Here is a 26,689-nt window from a genome sequence, read left to right on the forward strand (position 1 = left end):
TTCAAGCATGCCGGCCTGAAACAAACCGCGCGGAACTGTCACGGCGGCGCGATCGTTGCCCGCCGTCGCATCCACCAGACGTGATGTGCAAGAAAATCGCGAAAGGATATGATCGGGGTCATGAACATACGCTCACTCGCACTCGCGCCCGTCCTCGCCCTCGCCATGGCCTTTCCGGCCTTCGCCGAGAGAATTTCCCTTAACGAGATCTCGCGCTATCTCAACAGCCTGACGACGGTCACCTCGCAGTTCACGCAGATCAACCCCGACGGCACCGTCTCGACCGGCACGGTCTATATCCAGCGTCCGGGCCGGGTCCGCTTCGAATACGACAACGACCGCACCCTGGTCCTGGCCTCGGGCGGGAACGTCGCGATCTTCGACGCCAAGTCGAACAGCGGGCCGCAGCAATACCCGCTGTCGCAGACGCCGCTGTCGATCATCCTGGACGCCAACGTGAACCTGGGGCGCCAGGGCATGGTCACCGGGCACAGCGAAAAGGACAATGCAACCGTCGTCACCGCCCAGGATCCGCAGCGGCCGCAGAACGGCAACATCCAGATGGTCTTCACCAGCCCGACCGAGCTGCGCCAGTGGGTCGTGACCGACGACAGCGGCCAGAAGACCACCGTGATCCTGGGCGAGATGCAGAAGGGCGGCTCGATCCCCTCGTCGCGCTTCTCGATCCAGGCCGAGATGGGCCGCCGCTGACGGGGCCGATTGCGTCCATACAATTGCGTGATTGACCGCCTGCGCCCCACGGGGCAACGCTGTGGCCTCCCTGTCCCGAGGCCACAGCCATGTCTTCCCAAGCCCGCATCTTCACGCCGGTCCTGATCGGCGGTTCGCTGATCCTGCTGATCAACTTCGCGCTGCGCGCCAGCTTCGGGGTGTTCCAGATCCCCGTGGCCGAGGATTTCGGCTGGCCGCGGGCCGAGTTCAGCTTGGCCATCGCCATCCAGAACCTGGCCTGGGGCATCGGCCAGCCGATCTTCGGCGCGCTGGCCGAACGGTGGGGCGACCGATGGGCGATCATTCTGGGCGCCCTCCTCTACAGCGCGGGCCTGATCCTGACAGCCTTCGCCACCACCCCCGCAGCCGTGCAGCTGCTGGAGGTGATCGTCGGCTTCGGCATCGCCGGCACGGGCTTTGGCGTGATCCTGGCCGTCGTCGGCCGTGCCGCCAGCGACGAGAACCGCAGCCTGGCCCTGGGCATCGCCACCGCGGCGGGTTCGGCGGGCCAGGTCTTCGGCGCCCCCCTGGCCGAGATCCTGCTGGCCTTCTACAGCTGGCAGGGGGTCTTCATCATCTTCGGCGTGATCGTTCTGGCCACGATGCTGTTCCTGCCGATGCTGGGCGGGGGCAAGCCCGCCAGCCGCGGCGAACTGGAGGACAGCCTGGGCACCGTCCTCAAGCGCGCCTTCCGCGATCCCTCCTATCTGATGATCTTCGCCGGCTTCTTTTCCTGCGGCTACCAGCTGGGCTTCATCACCGCCCATTTCCCGGCGATGATCACCGAGATGTGCGGCCCGATCGACCCGGCGGGCATGCTGGCGGGGCTGGGGATCACCACGACCTCGGCCTTGGGGGCGGTCGCGATCTCGCTGATCGGGCTGGCCAATATCGGCGGGGCGATCCTGGCGGGCTACCTGGGCAAGCGCTATACCAAGAAATACCTGCTGGCGGGGATCTATACCCTGCGCACCATCGCGGCGGCGGCCTTCATCCTGACGCCGATCACGCCGGGCACGGTGATCCTCTTCTCGCTGGTGATGGGGGGGCTGTGGCTGGCGACGGTGCCGCTGACCTCGGGCCTGGTGGCCTATATCTACGGGCTGCGCTACATGGCGACGCTCTACGGCTTCGTGTTCCTGTCGCACCAGATCGGGTCCTTTCTGGGCGTCTGGCTGGGCGGCTGGCTGTATGACGCTTCCGGCGACTATCTGCTGGTCTGGTGGATCGGCGTCGGCGTGGGCGCCTTCAGCGCGCTGATCCACCTGCCGGTGCGCGAGGCGCCGGTGCGGATTCCCGCCCCCGCTGTTTGACCTTGGCGCGCGCCCGGCCTAGCGTCGCGGCGCGCGATCCAAGGACCGATCATGAAGCCTCATCCGACCCCGCATGACCATGCCATCGCCATCCGCTATCAGCAGGCCTCGGCCGAGGTGAAGGCCCTGCAACGGCAATGCTACGCGCTGGCCACGCTGCGCCTCGAGAATGCGGTCCGGCAGGCGGGCGGCGGCGAGGGGCTGGCGATCCTCAGCGACATCGACGAGACGATCCTGGACAACAGCGCAGTGATGGCGCTGGCGATGCATCACGAGAACATGTTCCACGACCTCGACACATGGAAGCTGTGGGAACGCGAAGGCGACCCGCACCTGATCCCCGGCGCGGCCGAATTCTTTGCCTTGGCGGACCAGTTGGGGGTGACGATCTTCTACGTCTCCGACCGGTTCGAGGAAAACAAGCTGGCCACCATCGCCACGCTGTCGCGCCTCGGCCTGCCCCAGGTCCGCGCCGAACAGGTGCTGCTGTTCGGCCCCCCCAAGGCCGAGCGCCGCGCCGCGGTCGAGCGTGACCACCGGGTGATCCTGCAGCTGGGCGACACGCTGCACGATTTCCACGGGGCCTTCGCCGGGGCCGCGCTGGAGGATCAGCATCGCCTGACCGCCGACCACGCCGACCGTTTCGGCCAGGACTGGATCGTCTTTCCCAACGCCGCCCACGGCACCTGGATGCAGGCCGAGCTGCGCCCCTGGCAGCCCGCAGGCCCCGGCACAGCCAGGGTTGGACGAGCGCCGGCCCCGGGGCTATAGCGGTCTGCGGGCACGAAGCCCCGCCGGATCCGGCGCAACGCGGGGCACAAGATGAGAGTACTTCTGGTTGGGGCGGGGCTGTCGGGGGCGGTGATCGGGCGCCAGCTGGCCGAGGCGGGACATCATTGCCACGTCATCGACGCAAGGCCGCATGTGGCCGGAAACTGCCACACGGCCCGCGACGCGGAAACCGGCGTCATGATGCACGTCTATGGCCCCCACATCTTTCATACCGACGACCAGGGCGCTTGGGATTACGTCAACCGCTTTGCCCGCTTCCTGCCCTATCAGAACCGGGTCAAGGCGACCGCGCAGGGCCGCGTCTATCCGCTTCCCGTGAACCTGCTGACGATCAACCAGTTCTTCGGCACCACCCTGCGCCCCGATGAGGCGCGTGCCTTCATCGAGGCGAAGGCCGACCGCAGCATCACCGATCCGCAGACTTTCGAACAGCAGGCCCTGCGCTTTGTCGGCCGGGAATTATACGAGGCCTTCTTCCAAGGCTACACGGAAAAGCAGTGGGGTTGTTCGCCCAGCCAGCTTCCTGCGTCGATTCTCAAGCGCCTGCCGCTGCGCTTCAACTATGACGACAACTACTTTTTCCACCGTTTTCAGGGCATGCCCGAAGAGGGATACACCGCCCTGGTAGAGCGGATCCTGGATCATGCCCGCATCACGGTCGAACTGGGGCAGGAATATGATGACGGAATGGCCCAGGGCGTGGATCATGTGGTCTGGTCGGGTCCGCTGGACGGATATTTCGGCTATCGCCTTGGCCGGCTTGGCTATCGCACCCTGGATTTCGAGCGTTTCACCTATCAGGGCGACTACCAGGGTTGTGCCGTGATGAACTACGGCGACCGTGCCGTGCCCTTCACCCGCATCACCGAGCACAAGCATTTCAGCCCTTGGGAGGCGCATGAGGGCAGCGTCTGCTATCGGGAATACGCCCGCGCGGCAGAGCCGGGCGACACCCCCTATTACCCGGTCCGGCTGGTCCAGGAAAAGGCGCTGCTGGAGCGCTATGTCGCGCTGGCGCAGGAGACGCGCGGCGTCACCTTCGTGGGTCGCCTCGGGACCTATCGGTATCTGGACATGGACGTGACGGTGCGCGAGGCCCTGGACGCCGCACGGGTCATCGCCCAGGCCGCCGCGGCAGGAGAGGCGCCCCCCGCCTTCCTCGACAGCCCCGCCTGATCCCGACCCAGGGCCGTTCAGAACAACCGGCGCTTGGTGCGGTCAAAGAGGGAATAGGCGTAAAGTTTCCAGGACGGCAGGGCCGCTGCACGGCCTGCTCCGGCCTCAAGACCGGCGTCGAGGGCCGCGCGGATCCTGCGGCGGATCGCCGGGACATCGTCGGCCCGGACGCAATAGCGGGTCAGGTACCAGTGCAGGAACTTGTCGCGCGCGCCGGCATCGGGCACCCGGGGCACCCGGATGGCCTGGGCAAGTGCATCCGCGGTGCGGACCTGATGGGTGATCTGCCCGAATTCGGCCTCTGCGTAGCTGATGACCGGCTTGCCCTGCAAAAGCGCCTCGAACAGGACCCCGGAATTGGCGCCCACGACCAGTTCCGCACCCGCCACCAAGGCCTGGACTGAGGCCTGCGACAGCTCGACCGTCCCGTCCTGCGGCAGGGATCGAAGCAGCCGGGCGATCCTGGCGCTGCTGCAACGGGGGTGGCGCTTGACGACCGTGCGCAGGCCGCGATCTGCCGCCGCCGCGACGATGACCTTCAGGGCTTCCTCCACCCCGAGCCAGGCCCCGCGTGCCACCGAATCCTGCACCACCTGCAAGGGAACAAACAGGTATCCGGGCCTGATCTGGACCGGCTCGGCGGATTGCGGATATTTCGACAGGTTGGTCCGCCGCAGCTCCTCCGACAGGTTTTGGACAAAGGCCCGCGCCTCATGCGGGTCCTGCGCCTCGACCGCTTTGGCATGGACCCCGGGGTCGCGGGCCAGCTGCGAAAAGCAGGCATAGCCCTGCGGGTCCATCGTGTAATAGGGCGGAAGATAGGATTCCTTGCAGCGCAGGACATCGCCTTCTGCCGCGCCATAGGAATGAAAGCTGATCAGCAGGTCGCTGTCGCCTGCCGATCGGGGGGCGCGATCCGCCCCCCGCGGCATCCAGAGGGGACGGACCAGAACCCCGAGCTCGGCCAGCGCCGACAGCAGCGAGGCGTAGAACATCTGGTGCTGGCCCCCGTTGCCCGGATCGCGAAACCAGGCCTCAGGGATTTCCAGCGCCACCACGCGCGGGGTGCGATCAGGCATCGGTCCCCGCGCGACGCCGGCAGGTCAGCATTTGTCCCCCATGGGGAACAGGGCCCGGCCGACGAGCCGATAAACGGGGTTCTTGATGTCGCGGACAAAGCCCACGGGATTGCTGTGCAGCCTGTCGACCGCCCCGTCCCCCAGGCGCCAGCGCACCAAGGGCGTCAGCACGGGCAGCCAGAGCCGCAGGACTTGGCGGGGACCCAAGGTGCTTGCGTCCGAATAGGCAAGCCAGCGCAGCCTGGACCGCCGCCCCATCCAGTGCCGGCGGGCGAAGTCTGCCGGGTCGGCCTGAACATCCCGGGCCAGATCCGGCCGCCCGCGATAGTGGTAGGCCGCCGAGATCATCGGGACCGCGCTCCACCTGCGCCAGCTGAAGATGCCATAGTTCACGATCGTCTCGCCTGATTTTTCGCTCGGTGCCCGGGCATTGGCAGCTTCGAAGGCCGCCTCGACGATCTCGAATTCCTCTGGGTAGATCCCGCAGGGGCTGGGCGCAGGGGATCGTGCAGGAAACAGCTGATCGGGTTCCAGGCCGAAATAGTCGCGGGCGATCTGGCCGTTGCCGGCCTCGGCAGATGCCATGATCCCGTCCGCCTGCTGCTCGCTCAGCAGCCAGGGCGACGGCATCGGCATCCCTTGCGCCTTGCGCCAGGCGTTCAAGCCGCTGGCTGCCGCCTCGATGAAGCGCAGGTAGGCGCCCTTGTTGAAAAAGCGCCGCCTGTTGTAAAGCCGGATCAGCTCCACATGCGCAGCTGACAGGCGGGCGTCGTTGGTCTTGCCCGAGGGCGGCGGCGGCAGGTCGGCCAGCTCCGAAAGACCCGTGGCTGCCACGAAATCCTCGATGATGTTCCAGTCGTTGCCCGGGCTGCGCAGGTACCGCCGCAGGTGGATCGCCGCCTGCGGAAGATGCTGCTGCCAGTTCTTGAGCAGGGCTTCATAGTCCAGGCATCTGCGCGTGGCCGGCAGCTGAAGCCATTGCTCGATCCTGAGCGAGGTCGAGCTGATGGCACCTCCGGCCACGAATTCCGCATATTGCGAATTGGCCCATTCGTCCTGCCGGCGCAGATAGACGACCATCTCGACGTCAAAGTCCCGGAAATGCTGTGCCAGGGCCGCAGAGTTCTCGTTGAGGAAGAAGGCCTCGGAGGACAGGACAATGGTGTGCACCTGACCCGGCATCTGCGCCAGGCCGCTGAGCAGGTAGCGGCGCAGGTCTTGGGTGCCAGCCGCCGCCTCGACGACAAAGCGCGCGTGTCCGGCCTGCTTGTGCGGCCGGTCCGGCTGCCAGAACAGGCCGACCTCGGGGTACCAGATGCCCCTCCTCAGCAAGGCGGGGCGATTGTCCTCCAGCAGATGCTGCAGCGTGGTGCTGCCGGTCTTGGTCGCGCCCAGGTGGATCAGGATCCGGGGGCGTTTCCCGGACACTGCCTCCGGATCGCCCGTCGGCGTGACGCGGTCGTTGCGCGCATAGGTGTTCAGGGCCTGCTGCAGGTTCCGCTCGGCCCCGCTGGCGGGCACCTGCAGGAACGTCGCGTGCAGGTCCTTCGACGAGATCGGCAATAGGCTCAGTGCGGTTTCGACCAGGTCAGCCCGCCGCATGCACGTCGCTGCCAGCAGCAGCTTGTAGGCGCCCGCCCGGACATGCAGCTTCGACAGCTGCGCAGGATCGGTGATCAGGTCGTCCGGACCCATCCCCCACTGCTCCAGCGAACGGGCGAGGTGGTCCAGGAAGATGCCGCTCTTGTTGGCGGCCTTGGCGGTCTTCCAGGCGAAGCCGAAATAGAGGTAGTGCAGGAACTGCGAAACCTGGAACCGCGCCAGCCACCAGTGCGGCGATCCCTTCTCCAGCGCCCCCGCCTGGCCCATCTGCACCGTGACCGCCTCGAAATTCGCCAACTGGTCCATGACGTCGGACATGCTCTGCGCGCGGCGCACGGCAGAATCCTGGCGGATCCGGTAGACCACCCCGTCGCTGTCGCAGATCGAGACGACCGGATCGGCCATATAGGCCTGCAACAGGAAGGCGCGTTCCTCGCGATAGGCCGTCAGAAAGCGGATGTTTCTTTGGTCCAGGAAGTCGCGGCGATAGAGCCAGTTCCAGAAGTGCCGCGAATGGGCGATCTCCGGATGATCGGCAATGGTCGTCCTGCGCACCTCCCGCGGGAAGAACCGCTCGGTGATATCCTTGCGCATCTGCAGGATCTTGCCGGCCTCGTTCTCGACCTGCTCCCTGCGCTTGCGAAAGCGGACCAGATCGGCGCCGTCCTCTTCGGCCATGGCCACGATCCGCTGAAGGTGGAGCGGGTCGGGCATGTAGTCGTCGGGATCGATGAACAGGACATAGCGGCCGCGGGCCAGTTCCATCCCCTGGTTCCGGGCAAAGCCGGGGCCGACGTTCCGGGTGCCGCGGACAAGCCGGATGCGCGGATCGGCCGCGGCATAGCCTTCGATGACCTCGACCGACCGGTCGGGGCTGACGTCATCGACCAGGATCACCTCGAAGTCCTGAAGGCTTTGCCGCTGGATCGAGGCCAGGCACTGGGCAATGTACCGCTCGACCCCGTGCACCGGGATGATGATGGAAACCATCGGCGCGGACGGTGCCTCGGCCGGACGCGGCTGAACCGGGCGGTTGGCCTCGATGAAGTCCAACACGTCCTCGATCTGCGCGGGGACCTCTCCCTCGGGCAGGTGATAGATCGTGTACCAGATGTAGAAGGCGTGGAAGAACTCGGCCAGGTCCCGCCTGCGGTGGCGATGGGGCACGACAACCCGGTCATCCGTCAGCCCCCACCCCGCATAGCAGGGGGCGCCAAAGCAGACGACCTCCTTGCCCGCCAGCAGTGCCTCCAGACCCATCCCGCTCGTGCCGACATAGACCTTGTCGACCAGGTCGAACAGTTCGAAGGGGTTGACGCTGTCGCGCAGGATCCTGACCCGTCCCTCGGATGTCAGCTGGTCGAAATACCCGCGCCGCTTGCCGCCCTTGACCCAGTTGAGGTCCGGGTGCGTCTTGACCAGGATCTCGGCATCGGGATTCTCGTCCACGGCGGCCTTCAGCATGGCCCGGAAGTCGCTCTCCGTGGCGCGGCCGTAAAAGGTTGAGGCATCCGAGAAGTTCTGATCGACCACCAGGACACGGCGCTTGTGGTCGAGCGACACTTCCGGCCGGAAGAACGGCTGAGAATTGTATTTCGATATCTTGGCATCGACGATGCGCTGGATGGCGCGCAGGGCCCGCTGCCGCTGCTCGTCCGTCAGCTGGAAGTCGCCGTTGAGCTTTTCGTCCAGGCGGGTTTCGCGGTCGGACATGTAGTACTGCGCCCGGTCGTCGAAGATATAGCCGAGGCAGGCCTGCTTGGGATCGCGCGAGGCGATTGCTTCGGACCAACTCGTGGTCGAGGCCAGAAATCCCATCTCGAAAAACAGGACCGGCGCATCGCGGCTGACATGGGGCAGCAGGTTCTTGGTGCTGTCATGCGACTTCGACAGGTCGTCGAGGATCGCCCCATACATCAGCACGGGGGCGTCCGAGTCGATGCCGGGCTCGTCCACTGCGATCAGGTTCGGGAACAGGCGCCCCAAATTGGCCGAAAAGGCCGTTTCCAGGTTGTTGCGCTGAAACCCGATCCGGTGAGGCAGAAGGCGCCGGCTCAGAATGTCCTCCCGCAGGTCGGGGAACATGCGCAGGCCAGGCCGCTCAAGAAGGCCCCGGAACTGGTTGTAAAGCCCCGCGCCAGGAACGCGCTCTGTGACTAATTTTCTCATGGCTGACCGGTCAGTTGAACATCCACAGCTTTTGCAGACTCAGGACCTGCACGGGCTGTCGCGGCGACCGCTATAGGGGAAAAAAGGGCATAGTGGTAGGGGCCCGGCGCAGGTGCGCTTGACCTTGCTCACAGCCCCGCCAGCAGGGGGCATCCACCGGTCGGATCAGCCGATCAACCTCAGCAGATATGCGCCATATTCGTTCTTGGCGAACCTTGCGGCGCGCTCGCGCAGCTGATCGGCGGTGATCCAGCCGGCTTCGAAGGCGATCTCCTCGGGGCAGCCGGTCTGCAGGCCCTGGCGGTTTTCCAGCGTGCGCACGAAGTTCCCGGCATCCAGCAGGCTGGCATGGGTGCCGGTGTCCAGCCAGGCAAAGCCGCGTCCCATGCGCTCGACCGTCAGGCTGCCGTCATGCAGGTAGCTTTCCAGCAGGGTGGTGATCTCCAGCTCGCCGCGATCGGACGGCTTGACGGCGCGGGCCCGTTCCGGCGCGGTTCCGTCCAGGAAGTAGAGGCCTGTGACCGCATAGTCCGACGGTGGGACCTTTGGCTTTTCGATGATCGCCCGGGCGCGCATCTGGTCGTCGAAATCGACGACGCCATAGCGCTCGGGGTCCGACACGCGATAGCCGAACACAGTGCCGCCTGCGGTCCGCGCATCGGCCGCGCCCAGCAACTGGGGCAGGCCATGGCCGAAGAAGATGTTGTCGCCCAGCACCATCGCCGAGGGCGCGCCCGCCAGGAAATCCTCGGCCAGGATATAGGCCTGCGCCAGACCATCCGGCGAGGGCTGCATGATATAGGTGAAGCCGACCCCCCATTGGCTGCCGTCGCCCAGCAGGCGGCGGAACTGGTCCTGATCCTCGGGCGTGGTGATGATCGCGATCTCCCGGATGCCGGCCAGCATCAGGACGGTGATCGGGTAGAAGATCATCGGCTTGTCGTAAAGCGGCAGCAGCTGCTTCGACACGCCCATGGTGATCGGATAAAGCCGCGTGCCCGATCCGCCGGCCAGGATGATGCCCTTGCGCTGTGTCATGACCTGTCCTTCAGCTGTTGCAGCACGCGCGCCAGGCCCATCCGCCAGTCCGGGCGCTGGATCCCGAAATCGCGCGCTATCCGGCCGCAGTCCAGCCGCGAGTTCAGCGGCCGGCGCGCCGGCGTCGGATAATCCGTGCCGGGGATGTCCACGACTTTGGTGTTCATGCCGGCGCGGGCGAAGATCTGGCGCGCGAAATCGGCCCAGGAGACGTCCGGCGCCCCCGAAAAGTGATAGATCCCGCCTTTGGCCGGATCCGCCTGCATGCCCCACAGGATCGCCAGGGCCGCCGCCGCGATATCCGCGGCGGGGGTCGGGCCGCCGACCTGGTCGCCCACGATGGTCAGACGGTCGCGTTCGGCCCCGAGGCGCAGCATCGTCCTGACAAAATTCGTGCCGTGAGCCGAGAAGACCCAGGAAGTCCGCATCACCGCCCATTGCCCGCCGGCGGCCGCCACGGCCTCTTCGCCTGCAAGCTTGGTGGCGCCATAGACGCCCAGGGGCCCGGTCGGGGCATCCTCGTCGCGCGGCAGATGGCCCGCGCCGTCAAAGACATAGTCGGTCGAGAGGTGCAGGAAGGGGATGCCCAGGGCCGCGCATTCCCGCGCCATCGCGCCCGGCGCGTCCGCGTTGACGGTGCGGGCGATCTGGGGCTCGGCTTCGGCGCGGTCCACGGCGGTATAGGCGGCCGCGTTGATCACGGCCAGGGGCGCAATCGCGCGGATCGCGGCGGCGCAGGCCGGGGGATCGGCCAGGTCGGCCTCGTCGCGGCCCAGGAACCTGGCGCGGGGGGCCAGCTCGGCCAGTTCGTGGGCCACCTGCCCGTTGCGGCCAAAGATCAGCAGGTCGCGCATCAGGCGGCCCCCAGACGCCGGCCGACGCCGTCGCGCGCCAGCAGCGGCTGCCACCAGTCGCGGTTGGCCAGGTACCACTCCACCGTGCGCCGCAGCCCCTGCTCGACCGTGACCGAGGGGCGCCAGCCCAGTTCGTCGCGGAGGCGGGCGGGGTCGATGGCATAGCGGCGGTCATGGCCCGGGCGGTCGGCCACGAAGGTGATCAGGTCCGCATGCGGCGCGCCTGCGGGATGCAGCTCGTCCATATGCGCGCAGATCATGCGCACCAGGTCGATGTTGCGGGCCTCGTTCTCGCCGCCGATGTTGTAGCTGCGTCCCGGTTGGCCCTTTTCCAGCACCAGCAGCAGGGCATCGGCGTGATCCTCGACGAACAGCCAGTCGCGGATGTTGCCGCCGTCGCCATAGACCGGGATCGGCTCTCCGGCCAGCGCCTTGAGGATCACCACCGGCACCAGCTTTTCCGGAAAGTGATAGGGCCCGTAGTTGTTCGAGCAGTTGGTCAGCACCACCGGCAGGCCATAGGTCTCGTGCCAGGCCCGCACCAGGTGGTCCGAACCCGCCTTGCTGGCGGAATAGGGGCTGCGCGGGTCATAGGGGGTGGCTTCGGTGAACTGCCCCGTCTCGCCCAGGGATCCAAAGACCTCGTCGGTCGAGATGTGGTGAAAGCGGAACCCCTCGGGCTTGCCCCGGGCGATCCAATGGGCGCGGGCGGCCTCCAGCAGGTTGAACGTGCCGATCACGTTGGTCTGCACAAAGGCGTCGGGGCCGTCGATCGACCGGTCCACATGGCTTTCGGCCGCCAGGTGCATGATCGCGTCGGGCTGGTGCTGCGCCAGGATGCGGTCCAGCGCCGCCCGGTCGCGGATGTCGGCATGTTCAAAGGCATAGCGGTCGGAGCCTGCGGCCCCCGCCACGTTCTCCAGGTTCGCGGCATAGGTCAGCGCGTCCAGGTTCACGACCTGGTGGCCGCGCGCGATGGCCAGCCGGACCACGGCCGAGCCGATGAAGCCTGCGCCGCCGGTGACCAGGATCTTCATGCCGCCGCCTCGAAGGTGAAGGGCGATTGCCAGGCGTCAAAGGCCGGCGCGGCGCGGTCCTTGTCCGACAGGACAGGGTCGTCGACGCCCCAGTCGATCCCCAGGCTGTCCCAGGCCACCGCGCCATCGGAGGCGCGGTCGTAGTGGTCGGTGCATTTGTAGACGATCTCCGTGTCCGGTTCGCGCGTCACGAAGCCATGCAGGAACCCTGCCGGGATCCACAGCTGGCGGCCGTTCTCGAAGCTGAGCTCGGCACCGAACCACCGCCCATAGGTCGGGCTGCCCCGCCGCGCGTCCACCGCCACGTCGAACAGCCGCCCCCGCCCGCAGCGCACCAGCTTGCCCTGCGCATGCGGCGGGGCCTGGTAATGCAGCCCGCGCACCGTTCCCGCCTGCCCCGACAGCGAATGATTGTCCTGCACGAACTCCGGCAGGTCCACCCCCGCCTGCCGCAGCGTGCGCCGGTTCCAGCTTTCGGAAAAGAAGCCGCGATCATCGCCATGCCGAGCAGGCGTCAGGATCAGGACATCTGGGAGGGGGGTCGTTTCGATCTGCATGACTGACTCGGTTGCGTTTCCAGATGTCTAAGGCGTGGGCGGCATCTTGTCAGCCTGTCTGTGGAGAAATCCTGTGGAGGCTGCGGGCAACAGCTGCCGAAGGAGAACAGTTGTGAGCGGAGGGCCTGTCATGATAATCCCCCCGGAACCGCCGGGCATCGCCGGCAGCAGCCGCGAGCCGCATGAATGGTCCATCCCTCCACGACCCTTGCCGCGGTCGTCGTCACGCATGACCGGCTGGACAAGCTGCGCGTCACGATCCGCAGCCTGCTGACCGAGCCGGTCGATCAGGTCATCGTCGTCGACAACGCCTCGACCGACGGAACTCGGGGCTGGCTGGAGAGCCTGGAGGATTCCCGCCTGATCCTGCACCGCAGCGCGGCCAATTTGGGCGGGGCTGGTGGGTTTTCCCTGGGGATGCAGCTGGCGCGGGACCAGACCGATGCCGACTGGATCGTGCTGATGGATGATGACGGTCGCCCGCAGCCCGGGGCCTTTACCGCCTTCCGATCGATGGAGAAGACGGGCTGGGACGGCATTGGCGCCGCGGTCTTCCATCCCGGCGGGCAGATCTGCGAGATGAACCGGCCCTATCGCAACCCGTTCTGGCATCCGGGCGCCTTCCTGCGCACGCTGGCGCGCCTGCCCGGTGGGCGCGGAAGGGCGGGGTTTCACCTGACAGACAGTGATTACCGCGACGGCGCCCCGCTTCGCGCGATCGACATGAGCAGCTTTGTCGGCCTGTTCCTGTCGCGGGCGGCGCTGGTCCGGGCGGGGCTGCCCGATCCGCGCCTGTTCATCTATGGGGACGACCAGCTTTATACCCTGCAGATGCGCCGCCAGGGGCTGCGCATCGCCTTTGCACCGCAGATCCGGTTTGATCACGACACCACAGCGCAGCAGGGCCAGTCGGGGGTGGTGCTGCGACCGATTTGGAAGGTGTTCTACATGTACCGCAACGCGTTGATGGCCTATCGGGTCGCGGCGGGGCCGTGGTTCTGGCCGCTGGTGCCGGTGCTGCTGCGCAAATGGCGCCGCAAGGGCGCCGATTATGGGCCGGATGCCGGGCAGTTCCGCGCGATTCTGGACCAGGCGGTGGCCGATGGGCTGGCGGGACGTCTGGACCGCTCTCATGACGAGGTGCTGCGCCTGGCGGAAGGAGCACGGTAACTTGGCAGAGTCCCTGGTCGGTCGTCCGGGACCCTGGGGGTATTTTCACAGCGAAGAAGTTCTAGTCCAAGTGGCTGGCGATGGCCCGGCCCAGCGCAAAAAGGCGCTGTTCGAGGATCACCGGCGTTTCGCAGACATAGGTCAGGGACTGCTGACGTTCGGTAAAGATGCGCGCGTCCCAGTCAAGGGCCTCCTCCTCGGCGTCGAGCGCATCGAAATCGGGTTGCTCTGCGGCTTCCAGTTCGGCCATGCGGGCGCGGCGGGCCTCGATCCGCTCCGACATCTGGACCTGCGAGCGGCCATAGCGGGAGATGCCGCCGATCAGCGCGCTGCGGTCGCGCTCGATCTTGTCGAAGATCGCCTGCATCAGGGCCACCAGCTGCGCATCATCGGCCTGGGCGGCGAATTCCGCAATCTCGGCTTCGGCCTGGTCGAGCGGCAGGCGCCGCTGTTCCAGCCGGGCGGCCAGTTGCTCGATGCGCAAATCGCGGGCCAGCTGGCCCGAGGTTTCATCGGGCGCGGGGCCGGTCCAGACCTGCCCCAGCGACAGATGCGGCTGCTTGCGCTGGATGCAGGGCCAGTCGGGGTCGGTGCCGGCCGCGCCAAGGGCGGGTCCGGCCGCCAGCAGGGCGATCACCAGGGACAGGCGGATCATGCGGGGCCTCCTTTCCGGCGGGCCCAGAGGCCCTTTTGCGGATCATACATGAAGACGGCGGCCCCGAAGAACGCGGCCAGGCAGCCCAGAACCACCGCCAGGGCCGTCCAGTTCAGCTGCAGGTACAGCGCAAAGCGGATCAGTTCGACGGCATGGGTGAAGGGGTTGAATAGGCAGATGTCGTGCAGCAGGGGCGAGCTTTCGCGCATCCGCCACAGCGGATAGAGGGCCGAGGAGGCAAAGAACATCGGGAAGATTACGAAGTTCATCACGCCGGCGAAATTCTCCAGCTGACGGATGGCGCTGCTGAGGAACAGGCCCATCGCGCCCAGCATCAGCCCCGACAGGATCAGCGCCGGGATGACGGCGACATAGCCCCAGGCCGGCGGCCTTATGCCCCAGAACCAGGCGATGGCGAGGAAGGTAAAGACCTGGATGATCGACACGATCACCCCCGCGATCAGCTTGGACCCCAAAAGGAACCAGCGCGGAAAGGGGCTGACCAGCAGGGTCCGCATGGCGCCGGTTTCGCGGTCATAGACCATCGACAGCGACGACTGCATCCCGTTGAAGAGCTGGATCATCACGACCAGGCCCGGCGTCACGTAGACCTCGTAGAGGACATAGGTCTGGTAGGGCGGCGTGATCGACAGGCCCAGGACGGCGCGGAAGCCGGCGGCAAAGATGAACAGCCAGACCAGCGGCCGCACCAGCGCCGCCAGAAAGCGCCCGCGCTGGTTGACGAAGCGTTGCGTCTCGCGACGCGCGATGCCCAGGAAGGCGGTCAGCCAGCCGCGGGCCGAGGCTGTGGGGTGGATCATGCGGCGACCCCGGTCATGTCCAGAAAGGCACGCGTCAGCCCCTCGGGCCCGGCGATCTGCGCGGCCCGACCGTGGCGCAGCACCTCGCCACGATGCAGGATCACCAGGTCGTCGTCGGGTGCGATTTCGTCCATGATATGCGTGGCCCAGAGGGCCGAGACGCCATGATCGGCGATCAGGCGGCGGGTCAGGGCCAGCACTTCGGCCCGCGACTTCACGTCGAGGCCCACCGTCGCCTCGTCCAGCAGCAGCAGTTCGGGCCGGTGGATCAGGGCACGCGCGATCTCGGCCCGCCGCGCCTGCCCGCCGGAGAGGGCGGTGATGCGGGCATCGGCCCGGTCGGCCAGGTCGACCTGGGCCAGGACCTCGTCGATGCGGGGACGCGCCAGCCGACCCGGGATGCCGTGCAAGCTGGCGTGATAGATCAGGTTCTGCCGGATGGTCAGGTCGGCATCCATCGCACGGCTTTGAAACACGACCCCCAGGCGGGCCAGCGCCTGCGACGGCTGGCGCCGCAGGTCATGACCGGCGACCCGGATCACCCCGGACCGGTTGTTGTAAAGCCGCGTGATCAGCGAAAAGAGCGTGGTCTTGCCCGCCCCGTTCACCCCCAGGAGCGCCGTGAACCCGCCCTGCGGCACCGTCAGCGACACGTCCTTCAGCGCTTGGACGGCACCGAAGTTGTGGCTGACCTGGTCGATCTCGAGTGCTGCGGTCAAGGGCACCTACTGGATGTTAAAGACGGCTTGCAGACTGTCGCCCGATGATCCGGGCACTGACAAGGCATATCGTCCGGGCAGCACCGCGATGAAGCTGAGCGTCGCGGTGCCGGCGCTGTCGAACTCGATGCTGTGGATGCCCATCGGGCGGATCTCGATGTCCTCGATGACGATCTCGTTGATCCAGACGGCCCGGAAGAAGTCGCCGCCCGACAGGGCCAGCTCCTGACTGCCGTCGGCGGTGATGTCGATGCGGTAGTAGCCGCCCGATTTCAGCGTGTATTCCGCCGATGCCACAGGCTGGCCCGCAGCCAGCGTCAGCGGCGCAAGGTCGGTGCGGTTGTCGCGCGCCAGCAGACCCGCAAAGCCATAGTCGAACTTGCCCGCCGCCTCGTGGACGCCGCCCTCGGCCGCGTCCTCCTGCTCCTCCTCGTCGTCGTCCTCCTCAGGGGCTACTGCTTCTGCCGGGGCCGCAGCGCTGTCCGCCGCAGGCGCCTCGGCCGGCGCATCCGGTGCGGGCGCATCCTGCGCGGCTGCCGGCAGGCCCAGGATCAACGCAAGGGCGGCGCCCGACATCAGCCTGTTCAGCAAGGTCATCGATCATTCCTTTTCCTGTTGGATCAGTTGGGGGCGACCACGACGCCCCAGGGTTGCTGGCCCACCTGGACCGACCGGACCACCTCGTCGCGGGCGACATCGATGATCGACACGTCGTTCGAATTGCCATTGGTGGTGTAGAGATAGGTCTCGTCCGGGTTGAAGGCCATCTGCCAGACGCGCTGACCGACCAGCAGGTAATCCGTGACCTCGTCCGTCTGCGCATCGATCACGGCAACCCTGTTGGCGGGCCCCAGCGCGACATAGAGCTTCTTGCCGTCCGATGTAACGCGCGCGCCCACCGGCTGGATCGCCTCGGGCAGGACGCCGGGGATGTCGAAGGTGATCTTCTTGGTGATCTGCTGGGTGGCCGGGTCGATCACGCTGACCGTGCCGCCGATCTCGGACGTGACATAGAGCTTGGACCCGTCCGCGGTGAACTGGGCAAAGCGCGGGCGGCTGTCGACCAGCACGTTCGCGGTGATCTCGAAGGTCTCGGTGTCGATGAAATGCGCCATGTTGGTCGTTTCCGACGTGTTGATGACGACGCGGCCATCCGGACTGACGCCCATGCCCTCGGGTTCGACCCCGACCGGGATCTCGGCCAGGACGCGGTGTTCCTTGACGTCGACGACCGTGACCAGGTTGTCGTCCTCATTGGCAATATAGAGCGGGTTTCCCGACGGGTGCAGCACGAACAGCTCGGGGTCGGGGCCAGAGGGCAGCGTGTGCAGTTCCTCCATCGTGTTCGGGTCGAAGACGCGCACCAGGTCGTCGTCCGAGGCGCAGACGTAAAGTTCGGTCCCGTCGGGGCTGATGGTGACCCCACGCGGGCGGTTGCCCACGGGATAGGTGCCGATCACCTCCATCGTCTCGCCGTCCAGGACGGTCAGGTCGTTGCTGCGTTCATTCGTGACGAAGACGCGGTTGGCCGCTGCGGGACCGGCCAGGGCCAGCACGGCCAAGGCTGCGGCAGGGCAGAGCAGGTGCTTCATGTGGTCCTCATGGAAATCGGCATTCGGTTTCGGGCCCGTCGATGCCCAGGGTGTCCAATTGGCTGGTCTGGTGCAGGTACTGGTCCTGGGGACTGACCGATGTGGTCAGGACGCCCGTCGTCAACAGGATCGGCTGGCGGACTTGGTGGTCCCAGGCCCGGACCGTCAGGGCCTGGCCCTTGAAGCCCGCCACGTCGAAGCGGTCCGACAGGATGAACTCCTTCAGCACCTTCGGATCGCCGGACTGGGTGCGGGTCGCGGCCTCGCCCACGATGCGCAGGGACAGCCAGGTCTGGTAATCCTCCTCGCGGATTGGTCGTTCGGCCAGGCGCTCGAAGCGGTTCTGGAACTGCGTGCCGCCCCAGGCCTCCATCGCCGGATGCCAGCTGCGCGGCACCAGCCCGGCCGATCCCGCCACGGGGCGCGGGTCCCACGTCAGATAGGGCAGATAGGCGGCAAAGACATCGGCCTCGTCGGCGGTGATGACGATGTCGTGCTGGGCCGCGCGTTGGGTAAAGACCGGCAACTGCGCCTGCACCTGCACATGACCGCTGTCGGTGCGACGGGCGCCGCCGGTGTCCAGGTATTCACGCTCTTCCACGATCTGGGCGCCGAACTTGGCGGCCGAGCGGCGATAGGCGTCCGCCATCGCCTGGTCCTGGGGATGGCTGCCATGGATCAGGAACCAGCGCGGCCAGTTCTTCCACATCAGGAACTGCGCCAGCCCATCCGCCAGCATCGCCCGGCTTGGGGCGACGTGGATGGTGTTGTAACGGCAATCCGCGCCGCGCAGGTTATCCCCCCGGGCGCGGGCGTTGATCACCATGGCGCGGTCGCCTGCCTGGTCGGCCAGGGCCAGGGTCGTGGCGTCATCGGCCAGAAGCACGATGAACTCGATCCCCTCGTCCAGCAGCTTGGCCATCTCGTCGGCGGCAGTCTGGGGGCTGGCGGCGACCTCTATCGCCTCGAAGTCCTGCCCCATGAAGCGGCCGGTGGTGTCATTGTCCTCAATCGCCAGACGGGCCCCCGCGAAACCCAGGTCCGCGGGTTCCAGGTCCAGCCGCGAGATCGGCGGCAGGCCCGGATCATCGACCCGCAGGACGGCCGTCCGCACCAGGACCGGATCGGGGGCCTGGGCCGCGGCGGGCTGGGCCAGCGCCACGACGCCCGCCAGAAGCCCAATGAATCCTTTCAGCATTTCTCGTCTCCCTGCCCTCATGGTGGAGGGTGGCGGGGCATGGGGCAAGCCGGTTATTTATCCCGGCAGAACCGGGAAGTTTTGGCTCAGCCTTTGGTCGCAGGGGCTCAGCCTTTTGTCTCATGGACGCCATACCGGACCCGGCGCATGGTCGGGAAATGACCATGTGCCGCCACATCCTGACCCTGTCCCTGATGATCGCCCCGTTCGGGGCCCTGGCCCAGGAGGCGACCCGACAGGCCCCCGAACCGGGGTCGGCCACCTGGTTCGGCATCCATTACCTGGACACCTCGACCGAGGGAGAGATCAATGGCGCGCGCGCGGACGAAACCGCCCGCCTGGCGATGATCGAGGAGTACATCGCCGAGGATCTGACCCAGCGCGGCTTTACGCTGGTCGACCCCCCGGCAGAGGCCATGGCGGCCATCAGGAACCCGGTCCATTCAAACGGCGCCGACACCCGGATCGCCGCCGAGATGGGATCGGACTATGCCATCGCCGGCGAGGTCCAGAAGGTGTCGAACCTGATCCAGTCGGTGAACCTCTATCTCCGGGATGCCGAAAGCGGGCAGACCCTGCGGGCGGGTTCGGTCGAGATCCGGGGCAATACCGACGACGCCTATCGGCGCGGTTACAGCTATTTGCTGAGAAACATCATCTTTCGAGAGGACTGACAGGAATGTTGAAGACGCAGGTTCTTGCCGTTGCGCTTGGCGCGGTCGTGGCCTTTTCCGGCGCGGCAGCGGCGCATGGCCCCTCGCGGCTCAAGACCGAACAGACGGTCGTGCTGGACGCCACCCCCGCCGAGGTCTGGGAGGTGATCGGTCATTTTGACGACATGAGCTGGCACCCGGCCGTCGCCTCGACCGCGATGACCCCGGAAGGCGCTCCCGCGGACGTGCCCGACGAATCGACCCGCGTGCTGACGCTGAAATCCGACAGCGGAACCCCGACTATCACCGAGCAGCTGATGGCGATCGACAACGACAAGATGAGCTACAAGTACATGATCACTGAGGTGGACACGGCGGTTCTGCCGGTGACCAACTATTCCTCGACGCTGCAGGTCAAGGACAAGTCGGGCAAGGCCGAGGTGGTGTGGAAGGGCGGCTTCTATCGCGGTTTCCCGAACAACGAACCCCCGGCCGAACTGAACGACGAGGCCGCCGTCGCGGCCGTTGACGGCATCTATACCTCCGGTCTGGATGCGCTGGCGGAACGTTTCGGACGGGCCGAATAGGCCGATGCGGCCCTGGCTGCCGCTGATCGTCACCTGGCTTGCATCCCCGGTCCTGGCCGGGGATCTGGCCTTTGTGACCTCGCAGAACGGCAATGCGCTGTCGGTTGTCGATCTGGAGCGCGCCCAGGTCATCGCCAGCCACGATATCCCCGGTGCGCCGGCGCCGGTCGCCTATGACCCGCGGGCGGGGCGCGTCTATGTCATCGCCGCCAATACCGGCCGCCTGCATGTGCTGGACGAGGCGGGGTTGCCCTTGGCGCAGGCCGACCTGGGCGAAGGCGCCTTTGGCCTGGCGGTAGCGCCGGGCGGCGGGATCTATGTCACCGACTGGTTCGGCGCCACGTTGACCCGCCTCGATGCTGCGCTGGCGTCCGTCTGGCAGTCGCCGACCGCGGCCGCGCCGGCGGGGGTGGCGGTCAGCGCGGACGGCGCGATGGTCGCCACGGCGGATCGCGATGCCGACGCGATCAGCATCTTCGACGCCGCCACGGGGCACCGTCTGCACCAGGTGAAGACCGCCGGTGCCCATCCCTTTGGCGTGACCTTCCATGACGGCCGGATCTATACCGCCGACGTTCAGGGCAACAGCATGTCGGTCATCGATCCCGTCGCGGGGCGGCTGGTGGCGCAGGTCCCGACCGGCAACCATCCCTATGCCGTGGCCTTCGCCGGTGGACGGGGTTTCGTGACCAACCAGTACGCCTCCAGCGTCACCGTCTTTGACGCCGACACCCTGGAGGTCCTGGACGAGGTCGAGGTCGGTGATTACCCGGAAGGGATCTCCGCCCTGCCGGACGGCAGCGCCGTCGCCGTCGCCAACTGGGAATCCGACGAACTGACGATCCTGGAGGCGGACAGCATGACGATCAGGGCACGGATCCCGCTGCCGTCGGGACCGCGCGCCTTTGGCGTCTTCACGGGGCGACAGGCTCTGCCGTGACCAAGGGGGCGCCCCTTGCCTCCAGCCAGCCTTCGGTGCCGCCCGGGAACCAGATCACCGGGCCCAGCCCCCATTCCAGCGCCCGCCGGGCGGCGTTCCAGCTCATCCAGCAATCGGCCCGGCAAAAGATCACCAAGGGCCGGTCCGGATCATCCTGACGCGCGCGGGCCAGGCCGTCGCGCAGCCGGGTTTCCTCGGCCGGGGCCAGCCGGTCATATCCGGTGTTCCACAACCAGACCGCCCCCGGAATGGTCTGGTGGGGCGGCTCGTTCCAGATCGTGCCGGGGGGCAGGCCCTCGGGGCGGATCTTGCGGGGCATGACATCCAGAAACGCCGCCCCCTGCGCGTGCAGGGCGATGGCCTGGGGGGCGTCGACGACCTGCGCCCCGGCCAGCGTGGCCGGAACCGGGGCGCGATAGGGTTCGCCGCGATAGCCGTCGGGCTCGGGCACCGGTTCCGCCCCCGCCGCCGTTGCCAGCAGCACCGACAGGAACAGCGCCCGGATCACGGCAATACCTCGCGGCCATAGTCGTCGACCAGGGGCACGCCGGCCTCGTGCAGGATCTGGTTGATGCCGTCCTGGTTGCGGCGGATCAGGCTGTTCAGCTGCCGCTTCCATTCCTGCTCCTCCAGCCGGACGCCCATGGTGATGCGATAGAACAGCTTGGGCCCGCCCTCTTCCTTCAGAAGCGGGATGAAGGTCAGGTTCGGATCATCCTTTATGCGCGGGCCGACCAGCGGCCCCCAGAGCACGGCCACGTCCAGATCGCCCGCCTTCACCCCCTCCAGCAGTTCTCCCATCGGATCCTCGACGCGGCGGTCGACGAACAGGTCGACGCCCCGCATGTTGGGGGCCAGCCCGGCGCGGGCCAGGTGGGTTGCCGGCGGCGTGCCGGCCACCACGCCGATATCGGCCTCCTTCAGCGCCGGGTCGCTCAGCCGGTCGACCGCGGCCAGTGGCCCGTCGCGCCGGGTCACCAGACCATAAATCGAGGTGTAGTAATGGTTGGTGTTCTGGACCAGCTCGTCCCCCTGGGCATAGCCGATCACCACATCGCAGGTGCCCGCCCGCAGGGTGCGGGTGATGAAGCCCATTCCCGACGGAAACCAGCTGTAGGTGACGGGCAAGTCCAGCAGCCCGCCGAAATATTCGGCCAGGCGGTTCTCGAACCCGGTTCCGTCGCGCGACGACATGGGCAGGTTGGCCGGATCGGCGCAGACGCGGAACTGGGTGGTCGACCGTAGATCAGCCACCTGCGCCGCGGCGGGGGCGGCAAGCCCCAGCCCGGCGGCAAGGGCCAGCGCGGTTGTCAGGCGCCGCATGGACCGGGTCACATCGACATGCAGGCATCTTCCTGCGCTGTATATTCCTCGGACTTGTCGGCGCGCTCGGCGGGGCGTCCGCGACCGATCGTGCCGGTCCCATGCGCCACCAGATAGGTGTAGATGTCGTCGATATAGCACCAGACGTTCTTGTTCGTCCCGAAGGCGGGCATGACCGAGTTCGTCCCCTGGCGACCCGAGGCGACCACCTGCATGAAGTCGTAATAGTCCATGCGCAGGACCGAATCCTTCAGCGCGGGGGCATAGGTCGAACCCTCGCCATCGGGGCCGTGGCAGACATGGCATTCCGCGTGATAGCGGCGGAAGCCGTTGAAGGTGGCGAAATCGACGACGCCGTCCTCGACCTTGAAGGTCGGGATCCCCTCGTCGTTCCGCCAGCGCCCGTCGGTCATCTCGAACGCGGCGACGTCGTGGCCACTGGGCATCACCGTCTCGTTCGCGGCGACTTCGACGGGCTCGGATTCGGTGGTTTCAGTCGTTGCATCGGCTTGCGCCCAGGCCATCGTGGCCAAGGTCGCGCCCATGACCAGCGCCGTCAGACTGGTGATGGCTTTCATGTGGCTCTCCTCCATGTCGTTGCCTGCCTGCTCTCCTCAGACAGAACCGCCCCGAGCTTAACGCCGGGGCGGCCCATTCACAGATCAACCTTGCTTGTGCGGAACGAAAGTATGAGACGCCCGCCCGAAGGTCTTAGCTTGGCACTTCGAAGACGGTCAGCTGACCACCCAGCTGGGTATAGTCGCTGAGCGCGGCATAGCCGCCCACGGCGCCCAGACCGTCGTTGGGATTCGTCAGACCCGCTGCCAGACCGATCCCGGCCCAGCCGCCGACGCCCGACAGGACCGCGACATACTGCTTGCCGTCATGTTCGTAGGTCATGACGTTGCCGATGATCCCCGACGGGGTCTTGAAGCTGTAGAGCTCCTCTCCGGTTTCCGCATCGACGGCCTTCAGGAAGCCTTCCAGCGTGCCATAGAAGACCACGTCGCCCGCGGTTGCCAAGGCGCCCGACCAGACCGAGAACTGCTCGGGCAGGGACCACTTGATCTCGCCGTTGACAGCGTCCCAGGCGATGAAGTTGCCCATGCCGCCGTGGCTGTCCGGTGCGGGATACATCGACAGGGTGGCGCCGACATAGGGCTGGCCGGCCGTGTAGGCGACGCGGAACGGCTCATAGTCCATGCAGACGTGGTTGGTCGGCACGTAGAACATGCCGGTCTTGGGCGAATAGGCCGCCGGCTGCTGGTCCTTGGTGCCAAGAGCCGCCGGGCAGACGCCGGTGGTGTTGGTGTCTTCGCCGTTCTGCGAGGTCGAGTATTCGGCGACGACCTGCGGACGACCATACTGGTCCGAGTTCGGGTCCATCTCGACATGGGTCGCCCAGTTGACGGCCGGGTCGTACTTTTCGGCCACCAGCAGTTCGCCCGTCTCGCGGTCCAGCGTATAGGCAAAGCCGTTGCGGTCGAAGTTGACCAGCAGCTTGCGCATCTGGCCGTCGATTTCCTTGTCGACCAGGATGTTCTCGTTCACGCCATCATAGTCCCATTCGTCATGGGGCGTCTTCTGGTAGAACCACTTGGCCTCGCCCGTGTCGGCGTCACGGGCCATGATGGTCATCGACCACTTGTTGTCGCCTGGACGCTGGCTGGGGTTCCAGGTCGAGGGGTTGCCGGTGCCGTAATAGACCAGGTTCAGGTCAGGGTCATAGCTGAACCAGCCCCAGGTCGTGCCACCACCGATCTTCCACTGGTCGCCTTCCCAGCTGTTCAGCGAACTGTCGGCGCCAACCGGCTTGCCCAGGCTCATGGTGGTTTCGGGATTGACCAGCATCTCCTCGTCCGGGCCGGTCGAATAGGCCTTCCAGGCCTCGGAACCGTCCGACAGGTTGTAGGCGGTGATGCGGCCGCGCACGCCGTATTCGCCGCCCGACACGCCCACCAGCACCTTGTCGCCAACCGGCAGAACGGTGGCGGTGTTGGTTTCGCCCACGGCCGGGTCCCCGGTCTTGACGGACCACTTGACCTCGCCGGTCATCGCATCCAGCGCCACCAGGGTCGTGTCCGCCTGGTGCGACAGGATCATCCCGTCGGCATAGGCCACGCCGCGGTTGACGGTGTCACAGCACATCACCGCGATGACCTCGGGGTCCTGCTGCGGGGTGTGCCGCCACAGGATCTTGCCGTTGTCCGACAGGTCCAGCGCGAAGATGTTGTTGGGGAAGGGCGTGTGCACATACATGATGTTGCCCACGACCAGCGGGCCGCCTTCATGCCCGCGCAGCACACCGGTCGAGAAGGTCCAGGCGACGCGCATGTCGCCCACGTTCTCACGGGTGATCTGATCAAGCTCGGAGTAACGCTGGTTGGCGTAGTTTCCGGTCTGGATGGCCCATTGTTCCGGCTTGGCCGTTTCGGTCAGGACGCTTTCGTTCGCATAGGCGGTTCCGCCCGTCAGAAGCAGCGCGACAGCCGCGCTGTTCAAGAGATGTTTCATTGAAATGCTCCTCCGCTCTTGGATGCATGCCGCGGTGTTCCTCCCCCCGCGGCTCTCCATACCCAAGTGTTGGACGGGCACCCCCTTGCGTCAATCAGGGGCCCTGCCTCTTGCCCCTAAAGTCTGAGGGGCAAATGGCAAGGCCGCCGGGAATGATCGGCAATCGGGTCAGAGCAGCCGGTCCGCGTGCCAGAAGACATGGTCCGCCATGAAGCTCTGGACGAAGAAGTAGCTGTGGTCATAGCCCGGCTGCATCCGGAACTGGCCCGGCTGGCGGCGCGCCATCATCGCCTGCGCCAGCGATTCGGGCTTGAGCAGGTCGAGGAACTGGTCAGAATTGCCCTGGTCGATCAGCACCTCGCCGGGAAAGCCCTTCTCGGTCATCAGGATGGTCGCGTCATGGCTGCGCCAGGTCGACTTGTCCTCGCCCAGATAGGCGGTGAACTGCTTGCGGCCCCAGTCGGATTCGGTGGGGTTGGCAATGGGGGAGAAGGCCGAGACGGACTTGTAGCGATCGGGATGGGTCATGGCGATGGTCAGGGCGCCGTGGCCGCCCATCGAATGGCCGGTGATGCCCATCGCCTCGGGATCGACGGCAAAGTTCTCGGCGACCAGCTGGGGCAGTTCCTCGACGACATAGTCCCACATCCGGAAATGCGGCTTCCACGGATCCTGCGTGGCGTTTACATAGAAACCAGCACCTTGGCCCAGGTCATAGGCCTCGTCATTGGCCACACCTTCGCCGCGGGGCGAGGTGTCGGGAAAGACGATGGCGATGCCCGCCTCGTCGCACCATTGCTGGGCGGCGGCCTTGGTCATCGCATTGTCATGGGTGCAGGTCAGGCCCGACAGGTACCACAGCACCGGGACGCGGCCCAGCTGCGCCATCTCGGGCAGGAAGACGGCAAAGGTCATGTCGGTGCCGGTGACATCGGACCGATGGCGATAGACGCCCTGGGTGCCGCCAAAGCTGCGGTTCTCGGACAGGGTCTCAAAGCTCATTCGTCTCTCCCTTCAGGGTCTGGAACATGACCAGTGCGTCCACCGGTCCCAACTGGGGGTGAAGAAACGCATCCGGCAGGCGGCCCACAATGGCAAAACCGGCTTTCTGCCACAAATGGACGGCATCGGCATTGGTGGCGACGACAAAATTGAACTGCATCGCCCGGAAGCCTTGGGCAGCTGCCCAGTCCTTCGCATGTTCCACCAGGGCCCGCGCCACGCCGCGGCCGCGCGCCTGCGGATGCGTGGCAAAGGAGGCGTTCGCGACATGCGATCCGCCTCCGGGCCGGTTCGCGCCCACATGGCTGGTTCCCAGGATGCGTCCCTCGGCCTCGGCCACGAAGACGCTGAAGGGGGCCGCGAACCAGTCGGCCAGGGCCGCGTCGCGGGTGATGTCGCGGGGGATGCAGTAGGTCTCGCCGGCGCGATAGACGGGCTGCAGGATGTCCCAGATCGCGCCGTGATCGTCGGACGTGGCGGGGCGGATTGCCACCCCGCCCTGCCAGCTCATTTCAGTTCGTCCACGCTGCGGATGACCTGGCCCAGCAGGCCGTAGTCCAGCGCCTCTTGCGTGTTCAGCCAGAAGTCGCGCTGCGTGTCCTTTTCGATCCGCTCCACGCTCTGGCCGGTGGCCTCGGCGAAGATCTGGTTCAGGCGGTCGCGCATCAGGCGCACCTGTTCCGCCTGGATCATCATGTCCGACGAGGTGCCGCCGATCCCGCCCGAGGGCTGGTGGATCAGGAAGCGCGTGTTGGGCAGGCAGTAGCGGTTTTCCTTTTTTGCCGCGACAAAGATCAGCGCGCCTGCGCTGGCCACCCAGCCCGAGCCGATGGTGCGCACGGTGGGGCGGATGAACTTGATCACGTCATGGATCATGTCGCCCGATTCCACATGCCCGCCGGGCGAGGAGATCAGCATGTTGATCGGCGCGTCGCTGTCTTCGGCCAAGGCCAAAAGATGGGCCACGGTGCGCTGCGCCAGCTTGTCGTTGATGGCGCCGGCGACGATCACCGTGCGCGACTTGAAGTACAGCTTGCCGATCTTGTCGCCTTCGGGAAGGCCCAGGCCGCCCTCTTCCTTGTGGCGGCGGTCGTCTTCTTGCGGTTCGTCGTCGTCATCGTCCAGCCACTGGTGACGCATCGGCCTGCTCCTTGTTTTTTCTCATG

Annotated in this window: 27 protein-coding genes; 8 read left to right on the forward strand and 19 right to left on the reverse strand. The window is 66.5% G+C overall.

Features of this window, described 5'->3' with window-relative positions:
- The first annotated feature begins 120 nt into the window (after positions 1 to 120).
- The 4 genes from ACNR9W_RS00110 to ACNR9W_RS00125 all read left to right on the forward strand — a co-directional run bounded on the left by ACNR9W_RS00110 (position 121) and on the right by ACNR9W_RS00125 (position 4,013).
- Positions 121 to 711 carry a LolA family protein gene (locus ACNR9W_RS00110; protein ID WP_419268544.1) on the forward strand — a complete coding sequence of 197 codons (591 nt, stop codon included), beginning with the start codon at positions 121 to 123 and terminating at the stop codon, positions 709 to 711.
- A gap of 89 nt (positions 712 to 800) precedes the next feature.
- Positions 801 to 2,045, forward strand: coding sequence for an MFS transporter (locus tag ACNR9W_RS00115; RefSeq protein WP_419268545.1), 1,245 nt, complete (start codon positions 801 to 803; stop codon positions 2,043 to 2,045).
- Between the two features lie 51 nt (positions 2,046 to 2,096).
- Positions 2,097 to 2,816, forward strand: a complete 720-nt coding sequence (locus ACNR9W_RS00120; RefSeq protein ID WP_419268546.1) for a 5'-nucleotidase, lipoprotein e(P4) family — start codon at positions 2,097 to 2,099, stop codon at positions 2,814 to 2,816.
- A 51-nt stretch (positions 2,817 to 2,867) separates the two neighbouring features.
- The gene (locus tag ACNR9W_RS00125; protein WP_419268547.1) at positions 2,868 to 4,013 is read left to right on the forward strand and encodes a UDP-galactopyranose/dTDP-fucopyranose mutase family protein; all 1,146 of its coding nucleotides are present in this window, start codon (positions 2,868 to 2,870) and stop codon (positions 4,011 to 4,013) included.
- Positions 4,014 to 4,030: 17 nt separating this feature from the next.
- On the opposite strand, the gene ACNR9W_RS00130 is transcribed toward ACNR9W_RS00125, so the two are convergent.
- The 6 genes from ACNR9W_RS00130 to rfbC all read right to left on the reverse strand — a co-directional run bounded on the left by ACNR9W_RS00130 (position 4,031) and on the right by rfbC (position 12,349).
- A complete protein-coding gene (locus ACNR9W_RS00130) occupies positions 4,031 to 5,092 on the reverse strand; it encodes a capsular polysaccharide export protein, LipB/KpsS family (RefSeq protein WP_419268549.1) in 1,062 nt (353 codons plus the stop codon).
- A 24-nt stretch (positions 5,093 to 5,116) separates the two neighbouring features.
- Complete coding sequence (locus ACNR9W_RS00135; protein WP_419268550.1) at positions 5,117 to 8,863, reverse strand: glycosyltransferase; 3,747 nt, start codon at positions 8,861 to 8,863, stop codon at positions 5,117 to 5,119.
- Between the two features lie 165 nt (positions 8,864 to 9,028).
- Positions 9,029 to 9,901, reverse strand: coding sequence for a glucose-1-phosphate thymidylyltransferase RfbA (gene rfbA / locus ACNR9W_RS00140; protein WP_419268551.1), 873 nt, complete (start codon positions 9,899 to 9,901; stop codon positions 9,029 to 9,031).
- The gene (rfbD, locus tag ACNR9W_RS00145) at positions 9,898 to 10,755 is read right to left on the reverse strand and encodes a dTDP-4-dehydrorhamnose reductase (protein ID WP_419268552.1); all 858 of its coding nucleotides are present in this window, start codon (positions 10,753 to 10,755) and stop codon (positions 9,898 to 9,900) included. Before rfbD ends, rfbA begins: the two co-directional genes overlap by 4 nt.
- Positions 10,755 to 11,792 (reverse strand): dTDP-glucose 4,6-dehydratase, encoded by a 1,038-nt coding sequence (rfbB, locus tag ACNR9W_RS00150; RefSeq protein WP_419268553.1) that lies wholly within the window; start codon positions 11,790 to 11,792, stop codon positions 10,755 to 10,757. Before rfbB ends, rfbD begins: the two co-directional genes overlap by 1 nt.
- Positions 11,789 to 12,349 carry a dTDP-4-dehydrorhamnose 3,5-epimerase gene (rfbC, locus tag ACNR9W_RS00155; protein ID WP_419268554.1) on the reverse strand — a complete coding sequence of 187 codons (561 nt, stop codon included), beginning with the start codon at positions 12,347 to 12,349 and terminating at the stop codon, positions 11,789 to 11,791. Before rfbC ends, rfbB begins: the two co-directional genes overlap by 4 nt.
- A 186-nt stretch (positions 12,350 to 12,535) precedes the next feature.
- Here rfbC and ACNR9W_RS00160 point away from each other — a divergent pair, with 186 nt between their 5' ends.
- Positions 12,536 to 13,519 (forward strand): glycosyltransferase, encoded by a 984-nt coding sequence (locus ACNR9W_RS00160; protein ID WP_419268555.1) that lies wholly within the window; start codon positions 12,536 to 12,538, stop codon positions 13,517 to 13,519.
- Between the two features lie 61 nt (positions 13,520 to 13,580).
- Here the strand turns inward: ACNR9W_RS00160 and ACNR9W_RS00165 are convergent, their stop codons facing one another.
- The 6 genes from ACNR9W_RS00165 to ACNR9W_RS00190 are packed head-to-tail and all read right to left on the reverse strand — an operon-like array spanning position 13,581 to position 18,504.
- Positions 13,581 to 14,174, reverse strand: a complete 594-nt coding sequence (locus tag ACNR9W_RS00165) for a hypothetical protein (protein WP_419268556.1) — start codon at positions 14,172 to 14,174, stop codon at positions 13,581 to 13,583.
- Positions 14,171 to 14,995, reverse strand: a complete 825-nt coding sequence (locus ACNR9W_RS00170; protein WP_419268557.1) for an ABC transporter permease — start codon at positions 14,993 to 14,995, stop codon at positions 14,171 to 14,173. The genes ACNR9W_RS00165 and ACNR9W_RS00170 overlap by 4 nt, the downstream gene beginning before the upstream one ends.
- Entirely contained in the window at positions 14,992 to 15,714 is a 723-nt protein-coding gene (locus ACNR9W_RS00175; protein WP_419268558.1) for an ABC transporter ATP-binding protein, read from the reverse strand. The genes ACNR9W_RS00170 and ACNR9W_RS00175 overlap by 4 nt, the downstream gene beginning before the upstream one ends.
- Before the next feature lie 6 nt (positions 15,715 to 15,720).
- A complete protein-coding gene (locus ACNR9W_RS00180) occupies positions 15,721 to 16,311 on the reverse strand; it encodes a cupredoxin domain-containing protein (protein ID WP_419268559.1) in 591 nt (196 codons plus the stop codon).
- Between the two features lie 23 nt (positions 16,312 to 16,334).
- Positions 16,335 to 17,306 carry a YVTN family beta-propeller repeat protein gene (locus tag ACNR9W_RS00185; protein WP_419268560.1) on the reverse strand — a complete coding sequence of 324 codons (972 nt, stop codon included), beginning with the start codon at positions 17,304 to 17,306 and terminating at the stop codon, positions 16,335 to 16,337.
- Between the two features lie 7 nt (positions 17,307 to 17,313).
- Positions 17,314 to 18,504 carry an ABC transporter substrate-binding protein gene (locus tag ACNR9W_RS00190; protein ID WP_419268561.1) on the reverse strand — a complete coding sequence of 397 codons (1,191 nt, stop codon included), beginning with the start codon at positions 18,502 to 18,504 and terminating at the stop codon, positions 17,314 to 17,316.
- A gap of 164 nt (positions 18,505 to 18,668) precedes the next feature.
- Between ACNR9W_RS00190 and ACNR9W_RS00195 the strand changes: the two genes are divergently transcribed.
- Genes ACNR9W_RS00195 through ACNR9W_RS00205 form a run of 3 tightly spaced genes read left to right on the forward strand, consistent with a single transcriptional unit; the run spans position 18,669 to position 20,684 of the window.
- Entirely contained in the window at positions 18,669 to 19,178 is a 510-nt protein-coding gene (locus ACNR9W_RS00195; RefSeq protein WP_419268562.1) for a DUF3280 domain-containing protein, read from the forward strand.
- Positions 19,179 to 19,183: 5 nt separating this feature from the next.
- Positions 19,184 to 19,744 (forward strand): SRPBCC family protein, encoded by a 561-nt coding sequence (locus tag ACNR9W_RS00200; protein ID WP_419268563.1) that lies wholly within the window; start codon positions 19,184 to 19,186, stop codon positions 19,742 to 19,744.
- A gap of 4 nt (positions 19,745 to 19,748) precedes the next feature.
- On the forward strand, positions 19,749 to 20,684 hold the full coding sequence (locus tag ACNR9W_RS00205) for a YncE family protein (protein ID WP_419268564.1): 936 nt from the start codon (positions 19,749 to 19,751) through the stop codon (positions 20,682 to 20,684).
- Here the strand turns inward: ACNR9W_RS00205 and ACNR9W_RS00210 are convergent.
- The 7 genes from ACNR9W_RS00210 to ACNR9W_RS00240 form a co-directional block, all read right to left on the reverse strand.
- On the reverse strand, positions 20,659 to 21,192 hold the full coding sequence (locus ACNR9W_RS00210; RefSeq protein WP_419268565.1) for a PQQ-dependent catabolism-associated CXXCW motif protein: 534 nt from the start codon (positions 21,190 to 21,192) through the stop codon (positions 20,659 to 20,661). The two genes, ACNR9W_RS00205 and ACNR9W_RS00210, sit on opposite strands and share 26 nt — an antisense overlap.
- Complete coding sequence (locus tag ACNR9W_RS00215; protein WP_419268566.1) at positions 21,189 to 22,007, reverse strand: quinoprotein dehydrogenase-associated putative ABC transporter substrate-binding protein; 819 nt, start codon at positions 22,005 to 22,007, stop codon at positions 21,189 to 21,191. The genes ACNR9W_RS00210 and ACNR9W_RS00215 overlap by 4 nt, the downstream gene beginning before the upstream one ends.
- 8 nt (positions 22,008 to 22,015) lie before the next feature.
- Complete coding sequence (locus ACNR9W_RS00220; protein WP_419268567.1) at positions 22,016 to 22,585, reverse strand: c-type cytochrome, methanol metabolism-related; 570 nt, start codon at positions 22,583 to 22,585, stop codon at positions 22,016 to 22,018.
- 133 nt (positions 22,586 to 22,718) lie between these two features.
- On the reverse strand, positions 22,719 to 24,521 hold the full coding sequence (locus ACNR9W_RS00225) for a methanol/ethanol family PQQ-dependent dehydrogenase (RefSeq protein WP_419268569.1): 1,803 nt from the start codon (positions 24,519 to 24,521) through the stop codon (positions 22,719 to 22,721).
- 168 nt (positions 24,522 to 24,689) lie between these two features.
- Positions 24,690 to 25,523: an S-formylglutathione hydrolase gene (fghA, locus tag ACNR9W_RS00230; RefSeq protein WP_419268570.1), complete on the reverse strand. Its 834-nt coding sequence runs from the start codon at positions 25,521 to 25,523 to the stop codon at positions 24,690 to 24,692.
- The gene (locus tag ACNR9W_RS00235) at positions 25,513 to 26,034 is read right to left on the reverse strand and encodes a GNAT family N-acetyltransferase (protein ID WP_419268571.1); all 522 of its coding nucleotides are present in this window, start codon (positions 26,032 to 26,034) and stop codon (positions 25,513 to 25,515) included. The genes fghA and ACNR9W_RS00235 overlap by 11 nt, the downstream gene beginning before the upstream one ends.
- The gene (locus tag ACNR9W_RS00240; protein WP_419268572.1) at positions 26,031 to 26,663 is read right to left on the reverse strand and encodes an ATP-dependent Clp protease proteolytic subunit; all 633 of its coding nucleotides are present in this window, start codon (positions 26,661 to 26,663) and stop codon (positions 26,031 to 26,033) included. Before ACNR9W_RS00240 ends, ACNR9W_RS00235 begins: the two co-directional genes overlap by 4 nt.
- Between the last annotated feature and the right edge of the window lie 26 nt (positions 26,664 to 26,689).

The sequence above is a fragment of the Paracoccus sp. T5 genome, from assembly GCF_048538155.2.
GTDB lineage: Bacteria > Pseudomonadota > Alphaproteobacteria > Rhodobacterales > Rhodobacteraceae > Paracoccus.